19 protein-coding genes are annotated in these 21,450 nt (G+C 62.5%); 11 read left to right on the top strand and 8 right to left on the bottom strand.

The genetic code is table 11. From position 1 onward, the window contains the following. Window positions 1–104: 104 nt before the first annotated feature. Window positions 105–524, top strand: a complete 420-nt coding sequence (locus AC1DWZ_RS08000; protein ID WP_477168351.1) for a hypothetical protein — start codon at window positions 105–107, stop codon at window positions 522–524. Window positions 525–538: 14 nt separating this feature from the next. Here the strand turns inward: AC1DWZ_RS08000 and AC1DWZ_RS07995 are convergent, their stop codons facing one another. Further along, complete coding sequence (locus AC1DWZ_RS07995) at window positions 539–1,453, bottom strand: dihydrodipicolinate synthase family protein (RefSeq protein WP_477168350.1); 915 nt, start codon at window positions 1,451–1,453, stop codon at window positions 539–541. 99 nt (window positions 1,454–1,552) lie between these two features. On the opposite strand from AC1DWZ_RS07995, the gene AC1DWZ_RS07990 reads away from it, so the two are divergent. Together AC1DWZ_RS07990 and AC1DWZ_RS07985 are read left to right on the top strand one after the other, a co-directional pair. Next, the gene (locus tag AC1DWZ_RS07990) at window positions 1,553–2,215 is read left to right on the top strand and encodes a GntR family transcriptional regulator (RefSeq protein ID WP_477168349.1); all 663 of its coding nucleotides are present in this window, start codon (window positions 1,553–1,555) and stop codon (window positions 2,213–2,215) included. A gap of 90 nt (window positions 2,216–2,305) precedes the next feature. Then, entirely contained in the window at window positions 2,306–2,770 is a 465-nt protein-coding gene (locus tag AC1DWZ_RS07985; RefSeq protein ID WP_477168348.1) for a host attachment protein, read from the top strand. 35 nt (window positions 2,771–2,805) lie between these two features. Here the strand turns inward: AC1DWZ_RS07985 and AC1DWZ_RS07980 are convergent, their stop codons facing one another. Continuing rightward, the gene (locus tag AC1DWZ_RS07980; RefSeq protein WP_477168347.1) at window positions 2,806–4,422 is read right to left on the bottom strand and encodes an MBL fold metallo-hydrolase RNA specificity domain-containing protein; all 1,617 of its coding nucleotides are present in this window, start codon (window positions 4,420–4,422) and stop codon (window positions 2,806–2,808) included. A 202-nt stretch (window positions 4,423–4,624) separates the two neighbouring features. Between AC1DWZ_RS07980 and AC1DWZ_RS07975 the strand changes: the two genes are divergently transcribed. From AC1DWZ_RS07975 to AC1DWZ_RS07960, 4 genes are all read left to right on the top strand, one after another. Further along, the gene (locus AC1DWZ_RS07975; protein WP_477168346.1) at window positions 4,625–5,179 is read left to right on the top strand and encodes a DUF2062 domain-containing protein; all 555 of its coding nucleotides are present in this window, start codon (window positions 4,625–4,627) and stop codon (window positions 5,177–5,179) included. Window positions 5,180–5,295: 116 nt separating this feature from the next. Further along, window positions 5,296–6,702 (top strand): glutamine synthetase family protein, encoded by a 1,407-nt coding sequence (locus AC1DWZ_RS07970; protein WP_477168345.1) that lies wholly within the window; start codon window positions 5,296–5,298, stop codon window positions 6,700–6,702. Beyond that, entirely contained in the window at window positions 6,699–7,295 is a 597-nt protein-coding gene (locus tag AC1DWZ_RS07965) for a DUF2062 domain-containing protein (protein ID WP_477168344.1), read from the top strand. Before AC1DWZ_RS07970 ends, AC1DWZ_RS07965 begins: the two co-directional genes overlap by 4 nt. A gap of 53 nt (window positions 7,296–7,348) precedes the next feature. Continuing rightward, window positions 7,349–8,131 carry a hypothetical protein gene (locus AC1DWZ_RS07960; RefSeq protein WP_477168343.1) on the top strand — a complete coding sequence of 261 codons (783 nt, stop codon included), beginning with the start codon at window positions 7,349–7,351 and terminating at the stop codon, window positions 8,129–8,131. Window positions 8,132–8,164: 33 nt separating this feature from the next. Here AC1DWZ_RS07960 and recJ read toward each other — a convergent pair whose 3' ends face one another. The 4 genes from recJ to AC1DWZ_RS07940 are packed head-to-tail and all read right to left on the bottom strand — an operon-like array spanning window position 8,165 to window position 13,732. Next, complete coding sequence (gene recJ, locus AC1DWZ_RS07955) at window positions 8,165–9,946, bottom strand: single-stranded-DNA-specific exonuclease RecJ (RefSeq protein ID WP_477168342.1); 1,782 nt, start codon at window positions 9,944–9,946, stop codon at window positions 8,165–8,167. A gap of 16 nt (window positions 9,947–9,962) precedes the next feature. Further along, window positions 9,963–10,922, bottom strand: a complete 960-nt coding sequence (gene glpX / locus AC1DWZ_RS07950; RefSeq protein ID WP_477168341.1) for a class II fructose-bisphosphatase — start codon at window positions 10,920–10,922, stop codon at window positions 9,963–9,965. Between the two features lie 14 nt (window positions 10,923–10,936). Next, the gene (locus tag AC1DWZ_RS07945) at window positions 10,937–12,253 is read right to left on the bottom strand and encodes a homoserine dehydrogenase (RefSeq protein WP_477168340.1); all 1,317 of its coding nucleotides are present in this window, start codon (window positions 12,251–12,253) and stop codon (window positions 10,937–10,939) included. A 57-nt stretch (window positions 12,254–12,310) separates the two neighbouring features. After that, window positions 12,311–13,732 (bottom strand): OmpA family protein, encoded by a 1,422-nt coding sequence (locus tag AC1DWZ_RS07940; RefSeq protein ID WP_477168339.1) that lies wholly within the window; start codon window positions 13,730–13,732, stop codon window positions 12,311–12,313. A 271-nt stretch (window positions 13,733–14,003) separates the two neighbouring features. Between AC1DWZ_RS07940 and AC1DWZ_RS07935 the strand changes: the two genes are divergently transcribed. After that, window positions 14,004–15,746 carry a PHA/PHB synthase family protein gene (locus AC1DWZ_RS07935; RefSeq protein ID WP_477168338.1) on the top strand — a complete coding sequence of 581 codons (1,743 nt, stop codon included), beginning with the start codon at window positions 14,004–14,006 and terminating at the stop codon, window positions 15,744–15,746. A 206-nt stretch (window positions 15,747–15,952) separates the two neighbouring features. Beyond that, window positions 15,953–16,612 (top strand): aquaporin, encoded by a 660-nt coding sequence (locus AC1DWZ_RS07930; RefSeq protein WP_477168337.1) that lies wholly within the window; start codon window positions 15,953–15,955, stop codon window positions 16,610–16,612. A gap of 197 nt (window positions 16,613–16,809) precedes the next feature. Here AC1DWZ_RS07930 and AC1DWZ_RS07925 read toward each other — a convergent pair whose 3' ends face one another. Continuing rightward, the gene (locus AC1DWZ_RS07925) at window positions 16,810–18,891 is read right to left on the bottom strand and encodes an elongation factor G (RefSeq protein WP_477168336.1); all 2,082 of its coding nucleotides are present in this window, start codon (window positions 18,889–18,891) and stop codon (window positions 16,810–16,812) included. Between the two features lie 233 nt (window positions 18,892–19,124). Here AC1DWZ_RS07925 and AC1DWZ_RS07920 point away from each other — a divergent pair, with 233 nt between their 5' ends. Continuing rightward, complete coding sequence (locus AC1DWZ_RS07920) at window positions 19,125–19,709, top strand: TetR/AcrR family transcriptional regulator (RefSeq protein ID WP_477168335.1); 585 nt, start codon at window positions 19,125–19,127, stop codon at window positions 19,707–19,709. A 28-nt stretch (window positions 19,710–19,737) separates the two neighbouring features. Next, window positions 19,738–20,904, top strand: coding sequence for a glycosyltransferase family 2 protein (locus AC1DWZ_RS07915; RefSeq protein WP_477168334.1), 1,167 nt, complete (start codon window positions 19,738–19,740; stop codon window positions 20,902–20,904). Window positions 20,905–20,925: 21 nt separating this feature from the next. On the opposite strand, the gene AC1DWZ_RS07910 is transcribed toward AC1DWZ_RS07915, so the two are convergent. Then, window positions 20,926–21,408: a hypothetical protein gene (locus AC1DWZ_RS07910; protein WP_477168333.1), complete on the bottom strand. Its 483-nt coding sequence runs from the start codon at window positions 21,406–21,408 to the stop codon at window positions 20,926–20,928. Between the last annotated feature and the right edge of the window lie 42 nt (window positions 21,409–21,450).

Raw genomic sequence — 21,450 nt, 5'->3', positions numbered from 1 at the left:
AGGGTCGCGTCAGGTGGCGCTCTCTAGAGTGCCCTTCGTCGATGCGGCTCCAATGTCGGATTCCCGATCAGATTCTTGGGGGCGCCAACAACGAGGAGGACGACATGATCCAGTTCATTAATCGTAAGAAGACCAGCTGCAGCTACCTAGCCCGTCAGGTGCTTTTGAGCGGAACGGCAACTCTCGCTTTGGCCGCTGCCCTCAGCATGGCGCCAGTCAGCCTCGACCACCTCTCGGCAGGCCCCCTGTCGGTCGCGGCTCATGCCGATGGCGGTGGCGACGGTGGTGAGGGGGGCGGCAACAGCGGTGGTGGCGGTGAAAGCGGCAGCGGCAACGACGGCGAATCCGGTGGTGACGGCAGCGATGACCATGGCGAATCTGGTGATGGCAGCGACGATCAAGGTGAAACTGGCGAGGCTGGCGATGACGGTGCCGACGATAATCCGTCCGGCGACGACGATGGCACGCCGGACCAGGGCAGCGGCGACGTGGCCCGGTCTGCTGACCGGGCCCGCTTTTCATAGGAAGTTCGTGGCGATCAAGCCGCTTTCTTCAGCTGCGGGCGGCTGGCGAGCGCGGTCTCATAAAGACCGATCACGCGTTTCCGCTCTTCACCCGCCAGCACCATGCGCGGTGCCCGCACCGTCTCGGTGCCAAGACCCACGATCTGCTGGCCCAATTTGATGTGCTGCACCAGCTTGATCTCGGTATCGAGGTGGAGGAGCGGCGTGAACCAGCGATAGAGCGTGCGTGCTTCTTCATAGCGGCCGGCCTTGCACATGCTCCACAGCGCCACGGCTTCGTCGGGGAACACGTCGGAGAGGCCTGAGACCCAGCCATCGATGCCAAGCACAGCGCTTTCCAGCACGAGGTCATCGACACCGGCAAAAATCTTGAAGCGGGTGCCGGTCTCATTGTGAAGATCGGTGATGCGCCGGACGTCGTCCGAGGATTCCTTGATGGCGACGATGGTCTTCACATCGCCATAGGCCTTGAGCTGTTCGGGGCGGATGTCGACGCCATAGACCAGCGGATTGTTATAGATCATCACCGGCAGGCCGCTGGCTGAGGCCACCTTGGTGAAATGGTTGAGCGTCTCGCGCGGATCCGATTTGTAGACCATGCCGGGGAGCACCATCAGCCCGTCGATGCCGATCGCCTCTGCATCGCGGGCATATTGCATGCCGGAAGCCGTGGAGAATTCGGAGACACCGGAGATGATTGGCACCTTGCCGCCGGCCACTTCCTTGGCGGCCTTGAGGATCGCGCGCTTCTCCTCGGGCTGCAGCGAGCAGTTTTCACCGCAGGTGCCGAGCATGATCAGGCCATTGACCCCGGCCTTCAGCAGCGCCTCGATCTCCTTCTGGGTCGACGCCAGATCCAGGCTCTCATCCGCCTTGAACTGGGTAGTCACGGCGGGGAAAACGCCCGCCCAAGTCACCGAAACGCTCATCTTTTCTCTCCAAAAGCAGGGTTGGTGGTTGAAATTCCAATTTGAATATTGTATACAATATGCGAAATGAGTCAACAGGGCATCACACCGGGACATCTCATGGCCGACGACGGCATCATTTTGAAGCGCACCATGACGGAGGAAGTGGCCGACGTGCTGCGCGCCCGTATCCTTGCGGGGCGGCTCAAGGCAGGCGATCCCATCCGCCAGGAGCACGTCGCCAAGGAATTGGGGGTGAGCCGCATTCCGCTGCGTGAAGCCCTCTCCCAGCTCGCGGCCGAAGGTTTCGTGACGCTGGTAGCCCACAAGGGGGCCGTGGTCGCCCCCTTATCGCTGGCCGAGGTCGAGGAACTGTTCGAGCTGCGCATGGCGTTGGAGGAAGGCCTGCTGATGCGCGCCATCCCCAGGATGGACGAAGACGATTTTGCCGCCCTGGATGCCATCATCGATGAGAGCCGCGCCCCGGACGGTCTCGAACGCTGGGGCGTACTCAACTGGCGCCTGCATGAAGTGATGTATCTGCCAGCCGACCGGCCGGTGACGCTGAAATTGCTGAAGCGCGTCCACGACAATATCGACCGCTATCTGCGCCTGGAAATCACCCTGTCCGCCGAGGGCCGCACCCGTGGCTACCGGGAGCATCAAGGCCTGGTGGATCTGTGCCGCGCGCGCGATATCGAGGGTGCTCGCGCCCTGCTGCATGAACATATCGCCACAACGGCCCGAAACCTGACGGCGACGCTGGAATTACGTCGGATTTAACACGCCTGCGACCGATTACCGCTTGTGAATGCCTTGGCGGGCCCCATGTCACAAGGGACAGGGCAATCGAAACTTTGCGGGGAATAATCGATGAAACGCAAGACAACCTGGCTGGTGCTGGCCGATGGCCAGCGCGCGCGTGCCTACCGCTATCACGGCGAAGACCAGATGCCGGAGGCTGAAACGGATTTCGAATTCGAACATCAAGGCGTGCCGTCGCGCGATCTGCTGACCGACGAGCCCGGCCGCATGCAACCCAGCGCTGGCAGCGGTAGCGGGGCGTTCACGCCGCGCGTCGACCCACATGAACAGGCCGAAGAACGGTTTCTGGACCAGGTCGCAGCAAAACTGGCGGAGGCCGTCGATGCCGGCCGGTGTGACGCCGTCATTCTGGCAGCACCGCCAACGGCACTCGGTCATCTGCGCCGGAAACTGTCGTCGGCCACGCAAAAGCTGATCACGGCCGAGATCAACAAGGATTTCACGAAGACGGCTGTCCGCGAATTGGGCAAGCTTGTCGCCCATCATCTGGCGACGCATCCCGTGGCGGCCTAAAGTTTAAGCCAGACCCCGCCGCCGTAGCGGTGGGGTCATTTCCCGCTCACCACCTTTTCCAAATCGCGGATCATTTTGAGACGCGCCTTGTCGCTGCCCAGATTCTGCAGGCGCCGCCGCAGGTCGAGGTTGAAAGCCGACATCTCGTTGTGCCAATCCCACCCGCGCGCCACGGCATCGGTCGCGGTATCACCTGACAGGCGCGCCGGTGCCGTTTCCGGCAGCAGCAGCGGACCTTTGTCACGATCAAGCTGATAGGCCTGATCGAGTGATGGTGTCACGATGCGCTCCGCATCCACGCCGTCTTGCGCGACCAATCCCTGCGCCAGGCCAGCGAGGGCCTGCGGTTCGCCATGGGTGAGAAAGATGCCGCGGCTGATCGGCAGGCGCGCCTTGGCCCAGTCGAGCAGATCGGTCTGGTCAGCATGGCCGGAATAGATATCGAGCCGCCGGATGCGCGCCTTCACCACCAGTTCCTCGCCCATGATCCGGACGCGCTCAGCCCCCTCCTCCAGCAGTCTGCCCAGCGTTCCCGGGGCCTGAAAGCCGGTCAGCAGGACAGTGGCATCCGGGCGCCAGATATTGTTGCGCAGGTGATGCCGGATCCGCCCCGCCTCACACATGCCGGAGGCCGAGATAATGACGATGCCGCCATTGATGCGATTAAGCTGCTGCGACTGTTCAGGAGAGGTGGTGAAATGAATGTTGGCCGCGCGGAATGGACTCTCTCCTGCCGGCGTCACATCCAGCGTATGCGCATGGCGTTCGAATACTTCGGTGGCGCGAATGGCGAGCGGTGAATCAAGATAGACCGGGACGCGCGGCAGGCGCCCATCAGCCATCAAGGTCGTAAGATCCGACAGCAGCTCCTGCGACCGCTCGACCGCAAAGGCGGGAATGATGACATTGCCGCCGGCCGCCAGCGCATCGCGCATTTCACCAAGCAACGTGGCCTGACGCTGAGAATCGTCCATATGCGGCCGGGTGCGGTCGCCATAGGTTGATTCCATCACCAGATAGTCGAGATCGCTGGGTCCTTCGGCAGCTTCCTGCAGGGCCGGGTTCTTCGGGCCGAGGTCGCCGGAGAACATCAGTTTCAACTGTGGTTGAGCGGGATTGAAGGTCTCTACCACAAGCTCGATCGACCCCGATCCCAGAATATGCCCGGCATTCCACCAGCGCGCCTTGATCCCCGGCGCCACCTGCAGCCAGACCTGATAGTCGAGCCCGCGCAGCTGGGTGAGGCAGCGCGCGGCATCCATCTGGGTATAGATGGGCTCGATCTCGTCCTCGCCGGAACGGCGGCGGCGGCGGTTGAGCTGGACGACTTCGCTTTCCTGGATGTTGGCCGAATCCGGCAGCATCCAGTCAAGGAGCTCCGCGGTTCCCCGGATCGCGTGAATGGGACCGCGATAGCCCGCCCGCACCAGCTTGGGCAGCAGCCCCGAATGATCGATATGCGCATGTGTCACCAGCACCGCATCGAGCTTCGTGGGGTCGAAGGGAAACGGCCGGTAGTTCAGCTCCTTGAGCGTCTTGGGCCCCTGGAACATGCCGCAATCGATGAGGATGCGCGCCTTGGGCGTCGCCAGCACATACATCGATCCGGTGACGGTGCCGGCTGCGCCGAAGAAACTCAATGTCGTGGACATGTCTTGGACTCCTTTGCCGGCAAATATAGCAGCCGGAGCGCGGAGCCTAGCAGCAGGATCTGCTGCGACAAAAGCGTCGTGTTTTTGAGAGGGGTGCCGCCTTCGACGGCGCACAGACAATATAGGCCGGCAATACAGGCCGGCGCCTTTGCCAAGGCAGCCTTGACACAAGCCTGTCATGCGTCACCAGCCATGATGCGTCATGACCATCCACCGCGCATCATGGCTGCTGCACCGGCCCGCCGCCATCCTCCGGCGCTGCCACCGCCAGCTCCGCTTTCGTATGATGGTGCCGCTGCGGCGCTGCCGTCAGGCGCCGGAGCCAGCGATCCGCGCCACCATGATCGGCCTTGGCCTTGCTTTCACGCCGACCTTCGGCCTGCGCATGCCGCTGGTCTTCGCCATCTGGCTCATCACCCGGCATTTGCTGGGTTGGCATTTCAACCTGGCGCTGGCCTTGGCCTGGACCTGGACCACCAACGCGCTGGTGACACTGCCACTCTACTTCAGCTTCTTCATCACCGGCCGCCTGCTGCTCGGACAATGGCAGGATCTCTCCGGCTATGCCGAGATCGCGTCTCTGCTGGCCGCTGACCAGCCGTTCCTGGCCAAGATCCAGCACCTGTTCCTCGACTGGGGATTTACCTTGTGGCTGGGGGCGTTGCCCTGGGCGATCCTGATGGCCTGCCTCGGCTATCATGGCAGCCGCCGCCTCTTGAGACGGCGCTCCGTGCGACGCCTGCCCCGCCCAGCCTGATGAACCCCCGGCCTGACGAACCCTTGGCTTGATAAACCCCTGGCTTGATAAACATAAGCCGGGTGGCTAGGGTCGCCCCCGGCCGATCGATCGGGCCAGAATTGGGAATTTCAACCATGGCCAAGAAGCCGGCAAAGACGCGCTCGACTGCATCCAGCAACGAATTCGATGCGTTCCTCAAACGCTATCCGGCGACCGAGGATGTCGACGTCTTCGTCCATGACATGAATGGTTTCCTGCGCGGCAAACGCTTTCCCATTTCCGACGCCAGGAAACTCTGGGAGAGCGGCGTCGAAATGCCGCGCTGCCTGTTGTTCCTCGACCCCACCGGCGACGATCTCGACCCTGGCGGAAGGTCGGAAGCACTGGGTGATCCCGACGGAACGGCACATCCCATCCCCGGCCGCCTCGCACCCGTGCCCTGGGCCGCACATCCGACGGCGCAGGTGCTCCTCCAAATGCACGACCCCTTCATCAAGGGCGAAGGCAATGCCGGCAAACCTTCGAAGTATTGCCCGCGCGCGGCCCTCACCGGCACGCTGGCACGCCTGAAGAAGCTCGGTGTCACGCCGATGGTGGCGGTAGAGCTTGAATTCTATCTGCTCGATCCAGCGCGCGAGCCGGGCGCGCCACCCCTGCCGCCGAAGAATCCGCAGACTGGTCTGGTCGAATCCTCGAAGCAGCCCTACAGCATGGACGATCTCGACGCCTATGCGACCTTCATCCGCCGCGCGGCGGCGCACGCCAAGGCACAAGGCATTCCCTCAGCCGCCGCCATCACCGAATATTCGCCGGGCCAGTTCGAGATCAATTTGACCCATCAGCCGGATGCGGTCGCGGCCTGCGACAATGCGGTGCTGTTGAAGCGATGCATCAAGGGGACAGCGAAGGAGCTGGGCTATATTGCGAGCTTCATGTCGAAACCGTTCCTCCATGCAGCCGGCAGCGGCATGCATGTGCATGTGAGCCTCATCGACAAGGATGGCAGGAATCTCTTCGGCGAAACCGGCACCAAGGACGAAGCGATGCTCAAACACGCGATTGGTGGCCTGCAGGCGACCATGGCGGAATCCATGGCGATCTTCGGTGCCAACCCGAATGCCAGCCGTCGCTATGTGCCCGGCAACAATGTGCCGATGAGCCCGGAATGGGGCCACAACAACCGGACGGTCGCGTTCCGCATTCCAGCGGGCGGCCCGAAGGCCAGACGCATCGAGCACCGCGTCGCTGGCGCAGACGCCAATCCCTATCTTGCGATGGCGGCGATTTTGGCCGGCATCGCCTATGGGCTGGAGCAGAAGCTCGATCCCGGCCCCGCGGCCGAGACCGGGGATTTCAAGCGCCCGCCCGATCCCAGTATCCCGTTCAAATTCCAGGATGCGCTGGAGCGTCTCGCCAAGGCGAAAATCCTGCCCAGCTATATCGACCCGGAAGCCTTGAGCCTCTATGTCGATGTACGCCGCGCGGAGCTGGAGAAATTCTACGACGCCATCTCACCTCGCGAATACGATTGGTATCTGTGAGCAACCGGCCGCACCGTCATGTGAGCAGCAAGCGCCGGAGCCGACTCTACCGCGCCTTCCGCTATCGCCTGCTCATTCCCATGCTGCGCAGCCACCACCCGCCGGAATTCGCCGCGCGCGGGACGGCGGTCGGCCTCATCCTCGCCTTCACGCCGACGATCGGGCTCCACACGCTGCTGGCCGGCGGCCTCTGGGCCGCGACCGTGCGCAGTCCACGCTGGCATTTCGGCCTCATTCCGGCCATCGCCTGGACCTGGGCCTCGAATCCGCTCACGGCCTTGCCGATCTACTACCTGCTCTACGTCACGGGACAATTGCTCATGGGCCATTTCGGTGACGCCTCCGGCTATGAGGATTTCATCAACCTCTGGACCAACCTCACCGCCGGCAACCACACACTGTGGCAGGACGTGACGCTGATGGCCAAGATCATGCTGGAAGATTGGGGCCTCGCCATGGCGTTGGGCAGCGTGCCCTGGGCGGCGATCGCAGGCGGGACCGGTTACTGGCTAAGCCTGAAGTTCATTCGGGCGTACCGGCATGAGAAGGCGGTAAGGCGAGCGCGGCATGCAGCCGGCACGAGTAGACATTGACCGCTGCAGCCTAGGCGGGTAGCGTTCAAGGATTGATCTTTGGAGCCTTCACCATGAGCCTTGCACAATCTGATGCTCCTGAGCTCCGCGCCTGGTGGTCACCTGTTCATCTGTGGCGACAGTTCATTGCCTCGGCCGCTGCCGCCGTATCGTGTTTTCTGCTCGGCTATTGCTTGATCAAGGCCGGCTTCGCACCCTCGAACTTGCATACCGGGGTCATTGTAAAGGATGCCACCCTGCTTATGGCATTTGGCAGCGTGGCAATCATATCGTTCGTCACCTTCGATGCGTGTTGGCTGGCCGGCGCGTTCGGTGCCAGTTGGAAAGAGGTTCTTCTCTTCCCGCTGCAACGCCGCTTCTGGTACTTCGCTTTCGCTTGGGTGCTAATCGACTTTCTCTTTCTCTGCGCGTTGTTCAAGCTGCAGAGCGGCGCTGCCGCGGCGCAGGTCGACCCAGCCTTCAAATTCTCGCCCGGCAACTTTGTCGTCTCGCTCGGCATCCTGGCTGCAAGCTTGACACTAGTCTGGATTCGATGGCGCCTGATCTTCTGGCCGATTCATGCACTCGTGACAGGCAACTTGCTGAATCTGGAAGTGCCGTGGCGAATGACAGATGGCAAAACCGGTTCGTTGTTTGATTTATTGATAGGCCTCGGACTTGTCTGCGTCATTGTGCTGACGATGGCTGGCATTCTTGTCGTTGCTATCTTGCCTGGGCAGGCCTTCTTTGCCATCCCAATCATGGCCCTGGCATTCACCACAATTTTTCGCGCACTTCAACTGGCCGCCTTCGCCGAGCGTTACCGGTCAGCAGGCGGCAATCGCGCAAGAGACTGAAAGTTTGGGTTACCCCGTAGTCTCCGGTGCCCCTCACCCCGCCAGCGCGGCGTCCTCGACGACGAGTTGCACGCTGTCCCGGCCTTGCCAATTGTCGCGGCGGAGGTGGCCGGCGACGTGGAAGCGCTGCCCGCGGGCGGTCGTGAACAGGCGGCCCAGCTCGTTTTCCACTGCGCGGAAGGCGATGGCTTTGATGCGGGTGCCGTCAGCGCCTTCGAGGGAGAGACGGAGATGGGCGCCGCCGACCACATCGGCGAAGGCGAGACGCACGTTCGGCAAAGCAAAGCGCGGTTCGGCATTGCCGGCGCCGAACGGGCCCATGCGTTCCAACATCGTGATGAGATCGGTGGTGGCGGCGCGGGGTTGCAGAGCGGCATCGAGATCGAGTACCGGCACCAGTTTCTCGCCCTGCATGTGACCTGCAAAGCGCGCGCTCAAGAAGCCGCGCAGATCGTCTAGCCGGTCTTCGCTCACCTCGAAACCGGCGGCCATGGCATGGCCGCCACCCTTGGCGAGGATGCCGGCTTCACGCGCGGCGATGATTGCATTGCCAAGATGAAGTGAGCCCACCGAGCGGCCGGAACCTTTGCCGATGCCGCCTTCCAGCGACACGACACAGGCCGGGCGCTGATAGCGTTCCTTAAGCCTGCCAGCCACGATACCGATGACACCCGCATGCCAGTCATGGCCGGCGACGAAGATGAGGTAGGGGCTGTCATTCGCCTGCGCTTCGGCGGCGGCGATCGCCTGGTCGAGCACCCTTGCCTCGATATCGCGCCGTTCGGTATTGAGAAGATCGAGCTCGGCGGCGATGCTCCTTGCCACATCGACATCGTCGGTCGAGAGCAGCCTTGCACCGAGATCGGATCGCCCGACACGGCCGCCGGCATTGACACGGGGCCCGAGCAGGAAGCCCGCATGATAGGCGCTGGGACGTTCGTTGATGCGCGCGACATCGCTCAGCGCGTTGAGGCCGACATTCTTGCGCCCGGCCATCACCTTCAGCCCCTGCGCCACCAGCGCGCGGTTGATGCCGGTCAGGGGTACCACGTCGGCAACCGTGCCCAGGGCCACGATGTCGAGCCATTGCATGAGGTCGGGTTCCGGCCTTGCCGGTGTGTAATGGCCGCGCGCCCGCAATGTGCGGTTGGTGGCGACCACAAGCAGGAAGGCGACGCCGACGGCAGCCAGTTGACCATGCGCCCCCGTCTCGTCGAGCCGGTTGGGATTGACCACGGCAGCGGCCATCGGCAGCCTTGGTTCGGCGACATGATGATCGACCACCAGCACATCGAGCCCAGCGCCTTTGGCGGCTTCGAGTGGGGCGAAGGCGGTGATGCCGCAATCGACCGTGATCACCAGCCGGGCCCCCTGTTCCTTGAGGCCAAGAAGCGCCGGCGCATTGGGGCCGTAGCCTTCCTTCATGCGGTCCGGCACATAGAGGATGGGCGCCTTGGCACCGGCAGAATTTAGGAAGCGCATCAGCAGGGCCGACGAGGTCGCTCCATCGACATCGTAATCGCCGAAGATGGCGATCTGCTCTTGCTTCTCAATTGCATCGGCCAGGCGGGTCGCCGCCTGATCCATATCATGGAACTGTGAAGGGTCCGGCATCTGGTCACGAAGGCGCGGTTCCAGATAGGCGCTGGCCCTCTCCAGATCCTGGCCGCGGGCTGCCAGCAATTGGCCGATCAGTTCCGGGAGATCCAGGCGTTGCGCGATGGCAAGGCCCAGCCTGTCGTCACCCGCCCGCTGCCGCCACAAGCGGCCGCTGGCGGATTGGGCGACGCCCAAAAAGGCGTCGCTGTCCGTCATTTGCGCCGGGTCGGCATCAGAGCTTTTGCGGCTTCTTGATGTTCCAATTGTGCTGCGCCTCGATGATGCGGACAGTGCCGGTCTTTGAGCGCATGACCATGGAATGTGTCGTGGCGTGGGCGCCGACACGGCGCACGCCGGTCAGCATCGGGCCATCAGTGACGCCCGTGGCCGCGAACATCACATCGCCCTTGGCAAGTTCGAGGAGGTCATATTTGCGGTCGAAATCGGTGATGCCGATCTTGCGGGCGCGGCCCTTCTCATCTTCGTTGCGGAACACCAGGCGGCCCTGCATCTGACCGCCGATGCAGCGCAACGCAGCTGCCGCCAACACACCTTCCGGCGCACCACCCTGGCCCAGATAGAGGTCGACACCCGTGCCGGGCTTGGCGGTGGCGATGACACCGGCCACATCGCCGTCGGAGATCAGCATAATGCGCGCACCGGTCGCGCGCACCTGGGCGATGAGGTCGGTGTGTCGCGGGCGATCGAGGATGCAGACCACGAGATCAGAGACATCCATGGCCTTCGCCTTGGCGAGGTTCTTCAGATTCTCGGCCGGCGATGCATCGAGATCGACGATGCCCTTGGGGAAGCCCGGGCCGACGCTGATCTTGTCCATATAGGTGTCGGGCGCATTGAGGAACCCACCCGCTTCCGCCATGGCGATGACGGCCAGCGCGTTGGTGCCGCCCTTTGCTGTAATCGTGGTGCCTTCGAGTGGGTCGAGGGCGATGTCGATGGCCTGGCCGCCGGCGCCGACCTTTTCGCCGATATAGAGCATCGGCGCTTCGTCGCGCTCGCCTTCGCCGATCACGACCGTGCCGTCGATGGGGAGATCGTTGAGCGCGGTGCGCATGGCGTCAACAGCGGCCTGGTCGGCCGCCTTTTCATCGCCACGACCCATCAGGCGCGAGGCGGCAAGGGCGGCGGCTTCAGTGACGCGAACGGCTTCCAGCGCCAGATTGCGGTCCATCTCTCAAATCTCCTTCAACTCAGTGTCTCAATCGGGAGGACATGCGCCGGCTCCAGGATCGAGTTCACTTGGGCAAGACGCGCAACGACGCGGCCGATGGCCGCTTCGGTCGTCTCATGTGTGGTTAGAACAATCGGTACCGCTTCCCCTGGCGAGCGCGCGCGCTGGATCATTGCTTCCATCGACACGCTCTCGTCGCGCATGACGCCGGCGATATCGGCAATGACGCCGGGCTTATCGACCACCATCAGTCGCAGATAATAGGACCCGGCATGAAGCCCAACAGGTGCTGGGCGCGCTGGTTCCAAAGTTTCTGCCGGCGCTGAAAAAGCAGGCAAAATGCGGCCGCGTGCGATGTCCATGAGGTCGGCAACGATGGCTGAGGCCGTCGGACCACGTCCGGCACCGCGGCCAATGGCCATGTTCTCGCCGACGAAATTGCCGTTGGTGACGACCGCGTTGTAGACACCGTCGACCTTGGCGATGGTGCTGGCCACGGGCACCATGCAGGCATGGACGCGCTGCTCGATCCCGTGATCGGTCTGACGCGCGATGCCAAGGAGCTTGATCCGGTAGCCGAGCTCGTCGGCATAGGCAATGTCCATGGCCGAAACATTGCGGATGCCGCTGATGCGCACGCTCCCGAAATCGACCGCACAGCCAAAGGCGACCGACGTCAGGATCGAGAGCTTGTGGGCGGCATCGACGCCGTCGACATCGAAGCTGGGATCGGCCTCGGCATAGCCCAGCTTCTGCGCCTCAGCCAGCACATCGGCGAATTCGCGCCCGGTCTCGCGCATTTGCGTGAGGATATAATTGCAGGTGCCGTTGAGGATGCCGTAGACGCGGTCGATGCGGTTGGCAGCGAGCCCCTCGCGCATCGCCTTGATGACCGGGATGCCGCCGGCTACCGCCGCTTCATAGGCCAGTGCCACGCCAGCGCGTTCCGCAGCCAGCGCCAATGCCGTGCCGTGGTGCGCCAAGAGCGCCTTGTTGGCGGTCACCACATGGCGCTTGGCAGCGATGGCTTTTTCGACGACGTCCTTGGCCTTGCCCTCGGATCCGCCGATCACCTCGACCACGACGTCCACATTGGGATGGTCAGCGAGCTTTACCGCATCGTCGACCCAGTCGATTCCGGAAAGATCAAGCCCGCGATCCTTGCTTCGGTCGCGCGCCGAGACGGCGGTGACCGTTATCTTGCGCGGACAATGTTTGGCAAGGATGTCGGCATTCTGCTGCAAGAGCTCGATGACGCCGGCACCCACGGTGCCGAGACCGGCAATGCCGACACGCAAAGGAGAGATGGAATCAGGTTTTCGGTCAGCCACCACAGCAAAGCTCCCTCGGCCACGCCGAGCCCGGTCGTTGGTTCATGATCCCGGGACTCAGTAGGCCGAGAGATAGATCTCGACGCGGCGATTGTTCGCCTCACCGGCCGGCATGGATTCCGGCGCCACCGGATTCTGGGAACCTGCCGCCGCCACCTGGACCAGGGCTGCCGGCACGCCAGCGCGGGTCAGCGCCCGGGCGATGGCATTGGCCCGCTTCAGCGAGACGCTGTAGTTCACCTGATCCTGAGCATAGGGGTTCATGTTGCCGGTGCGCTGGCTGGCATGGCCAACCAGGCGGATGACACCACCATAATAGCGATGCATCTCGGCGACCTGCTTCACCACGCGGGCATCGTCGCGGCCAAGCTTGGCAGAACCGTTGTTGAAGAACACGATGCCGACCGGCTGGCCAGCTGCGGGCAGCGGCGGGACAGCGGCTGCCCCCGAATACGTCATGGGTGCGTAAGATTGGAAGCCCGGCGCGGCATAAGTGGCATAGGCCGGCTGATACGCCGCACCACCGTAAGCCACCGGCTGCGTCGCGCCATAGGGCGAGCGGTAATAGGCCTGGGCCGGGTTGTTGCGCTGATAGGGGTTGTAGCTCGCATAGCCATAGGTGCCGCCAGCGGCGACCGAGGAATAATCGACCATCACCGGCGTGGCGACCACGGTCGGTGCGCTAGCCTGCGGGACAGCGCCCGGCTGGACGATATACGCATTCTGCGCAGGAGCACTACCGCCCAGGGGTCTGGCCCCCGGCTGCGGTGTCCCGATATAGCCCTGGCTGACACCGCCCAGGGGGGTCATCTGCGGCGCCGGATACTGGCCGACCACGGCCGGCGGCAAGGGTTGCGGGGTGACCCCGGCCACTTGCGGGGCTGGCGTCCCAGCTGGCGCGGTTGCTGCCGGCGGGGTCGAGGGGATCACGGGCGCTGCGGCAGCTGCCGCCTGGCCTTGCACCGGGGTTGAGCCTGCCGGGGCGGCCGGCCGGGTCGCCGTCTGGTCCGGCGCCATCAGGGTTTCGTCGGTATATTGGGCATTGGCCTTGTCGGCAGCGAGGCCCTGCGAGACGCCGCTGTCGAGATCCGCCGGCACCGGGGCTGCTTTGGGCACGCTGTTGATGTCCGGGACACCTTCGCCCGAGGGCGGCACGACAGGTGCGCTGTCGGCTGCAGCATTGGCGGTCTGGGTGGCGTCAGCGCCTGCTGCTGCGGCTTCCTTCTTTGCTTGGGCGGCCTGGACTTCAGCCGCTTCCTTGGCGGCGGCTTCGGTCGAGGGGTGCTGCACATCGCCACCGAACCAGGAGGAGCAGCCCGTGATGGTGATGAAGGCGGCGACGGCGGCCCACCGCTTCATGGATTGCTTGGAATGTGGCAGGAAGGGCCGCAGGGCGGACCCTGAATTCAGCGCCAGACGACCGACGGCCTCGGCGACGGCGACACCGCGCGATGCGGCCAGATCCGAAAAATCAACCATCATATCCTCCCCAAGGGCCCCGGCCGCGCGCTCGGCAAGGAGCGCCGTCCTCTGCGCAAACTACTGGCGCAAAATAAAAGTTCCGATTTTTTAGACTGCGCTACTATAACAAACAAGCGAGATCATGGACGTGAAAAAGCGTTAGGTCCTAAATCTTTGTTATTTTTGTCCTTTCTAAGGTTCAATGATGGCTAAGAGCGACCCGGGAACCACCTCGAAGCCCGATCGGGCCAACGCAAATACGCAGGAACCGCAGGAAATCGCGGAATCCATGAGTCGCATCGCCGAACAGTCCCAGCGCCTGCTGCAGGATTTCCTCGGCCGGCATGCCCAGGATTTCACCATCGGGCCAGATGCCCAGAGCCTTGGCCGTGCCTTCCTGGAAATGACCACCCGCATGATGGGCGACCCGGCCAAGATGCTCGAGGCCCAGGTCTCGCTCTGGCAGGATTACATGAATCTGTGGCAGTCCACCGCTGCCCGGATGATGGGGCAGGAGCCAACCCCGGTGATCGCCCCGGCCAAGGACGACCGCCGCTTCAAGGACGCGGCCTGGAACGACAACCAGGTCTTCGACTATATCAAGCAATCCTATCTGCTGACCGCGCGCTGGATGCAGAACACCGTGCGCAAGGTCGACGGACTTGACGACAAGACGGCCAAGAAGGTCGACTTCTATACTCGCCAGTTTGTCGATGCGATGGCGCCCAGCAATTTCGTCATGACCAATCCCGAAGTGCTGCGCACGACGCTGGAAAGCCGCGGCGAGAATCTGGTCAAGGGACTGGAGAATCTCCTTGAGGATCTCGAGCGCGGCAATGGCAAGCTGAAGATCTCGATGACCGACCGCGAGGCATTCGAGATCGGCAAGAACGTCGCTGTCCAGCCCGGCAAGGTCGTGTTCCAGAACGACCTCATCCAGCTCATCCAATATACGCCGACCACGGCAAAGGTCGCCAAACGCCCGCTGCTGATCATTCCGCCTTGGATCAACAAATATTACATCCTCGACCTGAAGCCGCAGAATTCCTTCGTGAAATGGGCGGTCGATCAAGGCCAGACCGTGTTTATGATCTCCTGGGTCAATCCGGACGAGAAGCTCGCGGCCAAGACCTTCGCCGACTATATGCTGGAAGGTCCGCTCGCGGCCATCGAGGCGATCCTCCAGGGCACCGGCGAGAAGAGCGTCAACGTCATCGGCTATTGCTTGGGCGGCACGCTGCTCTCCTGCCTGCTTTCCTACCTGCAAACCAAGAAGCGCACGGAGATCATCGCCAGCGCCACCTTCCTCACCACCATGATCGACTTTGCGGAAGCCGGCGAGCTTTCGATCTTCATCGATGAGGAGCAGCTGACGGCGCTCGAGGACAAGATGAACGAGCGCGGCTATCTCGAAGGTGCCGAAATGGCGGCGACCTTCAACATGCTGCGCGCCAATGATCTCATCTGGTCCTTCGTCATCAACAATTACCTGCTGGGCAAGGAGCCGTTCCCGTTCGACCTGCTCTATTGGAACTCGGATTCCACGCGCATGCCGGCGGCGATGCACAGCTTCTATCTCCGCAACATGTACCAGAAGAATCTGCTCATTCAGCCGGGCGGCGTCGAACTCGATGGCGTGAAAATCGATCTTTCCAAGATTGATCTGCCAAGCTTCGTGCTGGCAACGCGCGAGGATCACATCGCTCCCTGGGTTGCAGCCTACGCCGCGACTCAGACGTACAAAGGTCCGGTCACCTTCGTCCTCGCCGCCTCCGGCCATATTGCCGGCGTCGTCAATCCACCGGCCTCCGGCAAATACAGCCACTGGGTCGGCAAAGGAAAAGCCTATCCGGCAAAGCCCGAGGACTGGCTGGCAACAGCCGAACAGCGCCCCGGCTCCTGGTGGCCGGAATGGCAAAAATGGATCAGCACCTTTTCTGATGGCGAGGTCGACGCAAGACAACCGGGCAGCGGCAAACTGAAAGCCATCGAAGATGCGCCGGGGTCTTACGTGAAGGTCATGGCGCAGTAACCATTTCGCCTTATCAGCACATCGCCATTCATCGTCATGCCCGGACTTAATCCGGGCGTCAACTGGCCATTGAAGAACGTAGCACCTGATTCCCGGCCCCTTTGATTCAAGGCTGGGCCCCATGGATGATGGGCAAGTACACACCTTTGTCGCGCGAACACTTTCTGATAGTTTGTTCGAACAACAAACTTCGGGGGAGAAGCGCCATGAACAAACTGATTGCCGAATTCATCGGCACGCTGACGCTTGTGCTGTTCGGCTGCGGTGCTGCGGTCTTGGGTGGTGAGCATGTCGGACAGCTGGGTATCGCGCTTGCCTTCGGGTTTGCCATCGTCGCCATGGCCTATGGCATCGGCCCGATCTCGGGCTGCCACGTAAATCCCGCGGTCAGCCTCGGCGCCTTTATCGCCGGCCGCATGGAAGCCAAGGACATGGTCTCCTATTGGATCGCCCAGGTGCTGGGTGCCTTGGCGGGTGCGCTCGTCCTCATGATTATCGCCGGCGGCACTGCACATGGCCTCGGCCAGAATGGCTGGGGACCGGGCTATCTCGGCGAATACAGCCTCGCCTCCGCCCTGGTGTTCGAGATCGTGATGACTGCCTTGTTCGTGATCGTGATCCTGGGTTCGACCGGCGAAGATTCAAGTCCGGGCTTTGCGGGATTGGCCATCGGCATCACGCTTGCCGTCATCCATATCGTCGGCATCCAGGTAACCGGCGTCTCGGTCAACCCGGCCCGTAGCATCGGCCCGGCGGTCTTCGTCGGCGGCCAGGCCCTGGCCCAACTCTGGCTGTTCATCATCGCCCCCGCGATCGGCGCGGTGGTCGGCGGACTGCTGTTCAGGTTGAAAGTGCTGAAGGTGTAGGCGGCGCCGAATTCTGCGTCGACCCCCTCTCCCCTACCCTCCCCCACCGCCGACGAATGTCGGCCTTCGCCGACTGCGGGGGGGAGGGAGTTCTGTCGAGTTCACTCCATCGACCGCGCTCATTCTCGCTGTGGTCCCCTCCCCCCAACGTGGGGGAGGGTTAGGGAGAGGGGGTGGATCGATTGACCTCGATTATTTTACGCAGCCCCCTTCTGTGCCACGGCTTGTCGCTGCTCGATCACCTTGTCGGCCAAGCGCCCGCTCAGTTCCTGTAGATGGTCGAACTGGTATGAGAAATTGCCGATGCCCAGTGTCAAGGACCGAAGCTCAATGATCATGTCATGGAGTTCCGATTGCGGCACCAGGGCCTGCACCACTTCCCAGCCGACCCAATCTTCCTTGGCCTGGAAGCTGACGATCTGGCCACGTCGTCCGGTGACGAGGTTGTGAACACGGGCGGTGAATTCCGCCGGCGCTGATACTTCCACGGAGAAGATCGGCTCCAGCAGCACCGATCCGCATTGCGGCATGCCTTCCTGCATTGCCTGGCGCGCCACGGTCTTGAAAGCCATGTCGGAACTGTCGACCGCATGGAACTGGCCGTCGAACAGGGCCACGGCGACATCGACCACCGGAAAACCCATCGGTCCGCGCGCGAGATAATCGCGTGCACCATCTTCGACCGAGCCGATGAACTGCCGCGGCACCGAACCACCCACGACGCGGTCATGGAATTCGAATCCCTTGCCGCGTTCCAGCGGCCAGATCTCGATATGAATATCGGCGAACTGCCCATGGCCGCCGGATTGCCGCTTGAAGCGCGAATGCTGCTTCACCCCGTTGCGGATGGTTTCCTTGTAGCTCACCTGCGGCCGCCGATGTTTCATCGGCAGGCCGAAGCGCGACTTCAGCCGGTCGAAGGCGATGTTGAGATGGATCTCGCCCTGGCCCGAGAGCAGCATTTCATGGGTGCTGGCATCGTGGGTGAAGGTGAGCGAAGTATCCTCCTCGATGAGCTTGGCGAGCGCTGCAGTAAGCTTCACCTCATCGGCCCTATTCTCAGCGTCCATGGCGAGGACGAAGAGCGGTTCCAGCGGCTGTGGCCAGATGAAATCGGGATTCTTCTTGCCGGACGCCGTCAGCAGGTCGCCGGTCTTAACCTCCTCCATCCGCGCCAATGCCACCACTTCGCCGGTATTGGCATGCGGCACTTTTTCGAACGTATTGCCCTTTGGCCGCAAGACACCGGCAACGCGGGTGCCGTTGAGCACCGAGCCTTCGCTGACCCGGCCGCCAAAGATGCGCGCCAACGACAATTTGCCGGCATGGGGCTGATGATAGGTTTTGAACACCAGGGTCGAGGCATCGTAGCTGGAGATGCCAAGGCGCTGCGCCAAGGCCTCCGGTCCCGGCACTTCGTGACGCAGCGCCTTCAAGAGGCGCCGCACGCCACCGTCGCGCTCAGCTTCGCCGAGCAGCACCGGCACGATAAGATCGGCGGCAAGGTCCTTGGCGAATTGCTGGTAGATCTCGTCCTTCGGCGGCACGACGTCACTGAGGATTTCCTCCATCAGATGGTCATCGAAGTCGGCCAATGATTCGAGCATCTTGTTGCGCGCTTCCTGTTCGCGCGGCAGCACTTCCTCCGGCATCTTGATGAGGTCGGATTCCTGGCCCGGATGATATTTGTAAGCGCGCTCGCTCACCAGATCGACATAGCCGGTGACTTCACCACCGTCCTTGCCGGCACCGCGGATCGGTACCTGGCGCAGCACCAGCGGGCGGCTGGAAACCGCCTGAAGGGCGTCCATCATTTCGCGCACCTGGCGGCTCGACACATCCATCTTGTTGATGAACAGGATATGCGGGATCTGGTGATCGTCGAGGAATTTCAAGGTCGGCGCCAGCATCAGCGCCTTGTCGATCAGCGGTTCGGCAACGACGATGGCAACATCGGCCACCATCAGCGCATTGCGCGCTTCCTGCGCCAGCTCGACCGAGCCCGGACAATCGAGGAAGCACCAGCGTTCACCCAGATAGTCGGTGGTGGCGGCGGTCACTTCGACCGACATCTTGCGTGCCCGCGCCTCGGCGGATGAATCGGAAACGGTGTTGCCTTCCTTGGCCGATCCCTTGCGGTGGATCGCTCCCGTGATAAAAAGCAGGCTTTCGAGGAGTGCCGTCTTGCCGCTGAGGTAGGGACCCACGATGGCGGCGCAGCGTGGCGCCCCCGGTTCTCTGCCGTTTTGTGTTCCAGCATGTTGAGTGACAGTAGCCATCTCGACCTCCTTTTCGCTGATGAAATTTCGCGTGAGAGGTCCGGTCTTCTGCGGGGCCGGTATGACTGAAGTGTTTCAGGCCGCGCGGCCCGCTGGCAAGGATAAAAGGCGCGGCAAACAAGGATCAATTTGTGTGCGTCGCAAAATGAAGGTGAGTCTTGCTGACGCTTGGCAAGGTGCACATGATCGGGCATCCTGTGAACGGTTGTTCACAGCAGCTTAGCAGGGGAAGCATGCCGCGGGGCGTTGCCACACGAGACCGGATCAAACAGGCGGCTCTGGAACTCTTCGTCACCAAGGGCGTGCTCGGCACCTCTGTGCGCGACATCGCTGCCTTGGCCGGGATCGCGGAAGGCGGGCTCTATCGCCACTACGCTTCCAAGGAAGATCTCGCCTGGAAATTGTTCTCGGAAAATTATGCGGCCCTTGCCAAGGAATTGCAGGATCTCGCCAAAGAAAAAGGCGATTTTGCCAGCCGCCTTGGCGCCATGATCCGCCGCTTCTGCCGCTTCTTCGACGATGAGCCGCTGATGTTCCGCTTCCTGCTGCTGACCCAGCACCAGGAATTGCCCAAACTGCGCTCAAAGACCCAGTCGCCGGTGCAGGTACTCCACAAACTGGTGAGCGAGGCACAAAAGCATAACGAGATCGCAATCGGGAATGTCGATCTAACGACCGCGCAGATCCTCGGGCTCATTCTGCAGCCGGCCACCTTCATGGTCTACGGCCTGCTGGCCCCCGGCATGCAGCGCATTGAAGCGGAGACGGTGAGCTGTTGCCGACAGATCCCCGGGTCAAGCCCGGAGATGACGGCCTGAGAATGCGCCCACGCACGGCAGGCAAGCCATGACCAACCCCGCCCCCAACTCCTGCGAGCTCACCATCCTGATGCCGTGCCTCAACGAGGCCGAGACGCTGGAAGTCTGCGTGCGCAAGGCACGGCAGTTCCTGGAACGGCACCATATCGACGGCGAAGTGCTGATCGCCGACAATGGCAGCACCGACGGGTCGCAGGATCTGGCGCGAACCGCTGGCGCCCGGGTCGTCGACATTCCGATGAAAGGCTATGGCGCCGCCCTGATCGGCGGTATCGATGCTGCTGCCGGCCGCTTCATCATCATGGGCGATTCCGACGACAGCTACGATTTTGCCGATCTCATGGCGTTTGTCGAACAGTTGCGGGCAGGCCATGAGCTGGTCATGGGCAACCGTTTCAAAGGCGGCATCAAGCCAGGTGCCATGCCGCCCCTGCACCGCTATCTCGGCAACCCGGTCCTCACCGGCATCGGCAAGAGACTGTTCAAGAGCCCGCTCGGCGATTTCCACTGCGGCCTGCGCGGCTTTTCGCGTGAGGCGATCCGCAAGCTTGATCTGCGCACCACCGGCATGGAATTCGCCAGCGAAATGGTGGTGAAGGCGACCCTCAACGGCCTCAAGGTCACCGAGGTACCGACCATTCTTTCGCCGGATGGCCGCTCGCGCCCACCGCATCTCCGGAGCTGGCGCGATGGCTGGCGGCATTTGCGGTTCCTGCTGATGCTCAGCCCCGAATGGCTGTTCTTCTATCCCGGCCTGTTGCTGGCGATGCTTGGGATCATCGTGTTGATCGCCCTGTCCGTGGGGCCGATCCGAATCGCCAACATCACCTTCGACATCAACACGCTGCTGCTGGCGGGCGTTGCCGTCATCGTCGGGGTCCAGGCCGTGGGCCTTGCGGTGCTGGCCAAGCAATTCTGCATCGCCAACCATCTGCTGCCGCCAAGTGCCCGCTTTCGCTCGCTGGCCGATCGTCTGTCGCTGGAATTCCTGCTGCTGGTGGGAACAGCCCTGACCCTGGCCGGTCTCGTCGGCATCGCCATCGCCGTGCTGACATGGCAGGAAACCGGGTTCGGCAATCTCGACACCGCCAGCATGATGCGCCTGCTGGTACCCTCATCGACGGCGCTGTGCGTCGGCTTGCAGCTGGCTTTCACCGCCTTCTTCAAGGGCGTACTCGGCCTCGCCCGCCGCTAGCGGGCCAGCATTGCCGCTGCGTCACTGCATCGTGCAGACCAGATCCTTCTTGGCCTGGTCGACGTCATAGGCGTAGCGTGGGCGATTGACGCAGGTTTCGGTATATTTGGCGGCCTTCGCATTGTAATCGGCAACCGCCTGGTTCAAGGACAAGCGCACATCGGATTGAATGAGATCCCGCAGTGCTGCCGCCTGGGCCATGGAGTTCTTCAGCAGTTCCTGGCCGATGAGATCGTTGGGATCGAGCGTCTTCCGGCGCTCGGCAATCTGCGCATCGAGTGCCGTCAGCTGCGCCTGACGTTCATCCAGGATGGCGCGGCGCGTGGCAATGTCCTGGCGCGCCATCTCCAATTGCGGCTCCTCGCACAAGCAGCCGCGCAACTCCTCGACCGAGAGGGCCGGGCCTGCGGGTATCGTCGTTGCGTTCTGTGCCTGGGCAGAGATCGTCATGCCAGCACACAGGATCAGGGTGGCAAAAGAGGCAGCAATCATCCGACAGGTCATCTAGGGCTTCCGTCTTCCATTCTTCTGATCAGACCTTATGCT

It is taken from the genome of Dongia sp. P2_B8 (genome assembly GCF_056404715.1).
Note: the sequence above shows the minus strand (reverse complement) of the source record. Positions and strands in the feature narration are given on the sequence as shown.

What these genes read in the sequence shown, in the direction of transcription:
- AC1DWZ_RS08000 (WP_477168351.1), top strand. Translation starts at nt 105, where the DNA reads ATGATCCAGTTCATTAATCGTAAGAAGACCAGCTGCAGCTACCTAGCC.
- AC1DWZ_RS07995 (WP_477168350.1), bottom strand. Translation starts at nt 1,453, where the DNA reads ATGAGCGTTTCGGTGACTTGGGCGGGCGTTTTCCCCGCCGTGACTACC.
- AC1DWZ_RS07990 (WP_477168349.1), top strand. Translation starts at nt 1,553, where the DNA reads ATGGCCGACGACGGCATCATTTTGAAGCGCACCATGACGGAGGAAGTG.
- AC1DWZ_RS07985 (WP_477168348.1), top strand. Translation starts at nt 2,306, where the DNA reads ATGAAACGCAAGACAACCTGGCTGGTGCTGGCCGATGGCCAGCGCGCG.
- AC1DWZ_RS07980 (WP_477168347.1), bottom strand. Translation starts at nt 4,422, where the DNA reads ATGTCCACGACATTGAGTTTCTTCGGCGCAGCCGGCACCGTCACCGGA.
- AC1DWZ_RS07975 (WP_477168346.1), top strand. Translation starts at nt 4,625, where the DNA reads ATGACCATCCACCGCGCATCATGGCTGCTGCACCGGCCCGCCGCCATC.
- AC1DWZ_RS07970 (WP_477168345.1), top strand. Translation starts at nt 5,296, where the DNA reads ATGGCCAAGAAGCCGGCAAAGACGCGCTCGACTGCATCCAGCAACGAA.
- AC1DWZ_RS07960 (WP_477168343.1), top strand. Translation starts at nt 7,349, where the DNA reads ATGAGCCTTGCACAATCTGATGCTCCTGAGCTCCGCGCCTGGTGGTCA.
- recJ (WP_477168342.1), bottom strand. Translation starts at nt 9,946, where the DNA reads ATGACGGACAGCGACGCCTTTTTGGGCGTCGCCCAATCCGCCAGCGGC.
- glpX (WP_477168341.1), bottom strand. Translation starts at nt 10,922, where the DNA reads ATGGACCGCAATCTGGCGCTGGAAGCCGTTCGCGTCACTGAAGCCGCC.
- AC1DWZ_RS07940 (WP_477168339.1), bottom strand. Translation starts at nt 13,732, where the DNA reads ATGGTTGATTTTTCGGATCTGGCCGCATCGCGCGGTGTCGCCGTCGCC.
- AC1DWZ_RS07935 (WP_477168338.1), top strand. Translation starts at nt 14,004, where the DNA reads ATGAGTCGCATCGCCGAACAGTCCCAGCGCCTGCTGCAGGATTTCCTC.
- AC1DWZ_RS07930 (WP_477168337.1), top strand. Translation starts at nt 15,953, where the DNA reads ATGAACAAACTGATTGCCGAATTCATCGGCACGCTGACGCTTGTGCTG.
- AC1DWZ_RS07925 (WP_477168336.1), bottom strand. Translation starts at nt 18,891, where the DNA reads ATGGCTACTGTCACTCAACATGCTGGAACACAAAACGGCAGAGAACCG.
- AC1DWZ_RS07920 (WP_477168335.1), top strand. Translation starts at nt 19,125, where the DNA reads ATGCCGCGGGGCGTTGCCACACGAGACCGGATCAAACAGGCGGCTCTG.
- AC1DWZ_RS07915 (WP_477168334.1), top strand. Translation starts at nt 19,738, where the DNA reads ATGACCAACCCCGCCCCCAACTCCTGCGAGCTCACCATCCTGATGCCG.
- AC1DWZ_RS07910 (WP_477168333.1), bottom strand. Translation starts at nt 21,408, where the DNA reads ATGACCTGTCGGATGATTGCTGCCTCTTTTGCCACCCTGATCCTGTGT.